Raw genomic sequence first — 1,034 nt, forward strand, 5'->3', positions numbered from 1 at the left:
CCGCGCACGCCTTGCCCGGCGTGCCGCGCAGCGCGCCGTACGGCCCCGTCGAGTCCAGTGCCAGCCGCGCCCTCCGGCGCATCCCGCGGCCCACGGTCATCCGTTCGATCGCGACTCCGGCGGCGGCGCCCGCGGCGAGCACACCTATCGCGGTGCCCGCGATCCCGGTCGCCCTGCGCCAGCTCCCGGCCGCCGCCGTGGCGGAGGCGACGGCCGCCGTGGCGGCGTCCGCGACGGCCTCCGCACTGCTCTCGCTCACGTACCGCTCCTCTTCGACGTACTGCAGTTCGCTGGGGTGATGCGGGTGTACCTGTTGCCGTGACTGGTGTTGCCAGTGCTACCGCTGTTACAGATGTAGCCGGTGTGACGCCGGTACGGCCGCCCGAGCGGGTTACCCGTCCCGCCCGTCCCGTTCCCCGTTCACATAGACGCGAGGAACGCGCGTCCCGATCCGCGTGACGATTTCGTATGCGATCGTCCCCGAGGCCTGCGCCCAGTCCTCGGCGGTGGGCTCACCGCGGTCACCGGGCCCGAACAGCACCGCCTCGGCGCCGGCCTCGGGCTCGTCCCCGCCCAGGTCGACGACGAACTGGTCCATTGCCACCCGTCCCGCGACCGTGCGCCACTTGCCGCCGACCAGGACGGGGCCGGTCCCGGAGGCATGCCGTGGGATGCCGTCCGCGTAGCCGATGGGCACCAGGCCGAGAGTCGTCTCGCCCGCCGTCACGTAATGATGCCCGTAACTGACGCCGTGACCCCCCGGAACGTGCTTCACCAGGGCCAGCGAACCCGACAGCGTCATCACCGGGCGCAGGCCGAAGTCGGCCGGGGTGCCGAGCTCGGGGCTGGGGGAGACGCCGTACATGGCGATCCCGGTCCGTACGAGGTCGAAGTGGGTCTCGGGGAGGGTGAGCGTGGCCGGCGAGTTGGCGATGTGCCGCACCTCCGGGCGTACGCCCTCGCGCTCCGCGTACGCCGTCATCTCCCTGAAGCGGGTGAGCTGCGCGGCGATGGAGTGCACTTCATGATTGACC

Annotated in this window: 1 protein-coding gene and 1 pseudogene; both read right to left on the bottom strand. The window is 72.1% G+C overall.

Annotated features, from left to right (window positions below):
* Positions 1-259 (bottom strand): annotated as a pseudogene (locus tag ACFW2E_RS47785) (alpha/beta hydrolase); the annotation flags it as partial.
* 132 nt (positions 260-391) lie between these two features.
* A partial coding sequence (gene alr / locus ACFW2E_RS47790; RefSeq protein ID WP_384478669.1) for an alanine racemase occupies positions 392-1,034 on the bottom strand: 643 nt, incomplete at its 5' end.

The organism is Streptomyces sp. NPDC058964, from assembly GCF_042741275.1.
GTDB lineage: Bacteria > Actinomycetota > Actinomycetes > Streptomycetales > Streptomycetaceae > Streptomyces.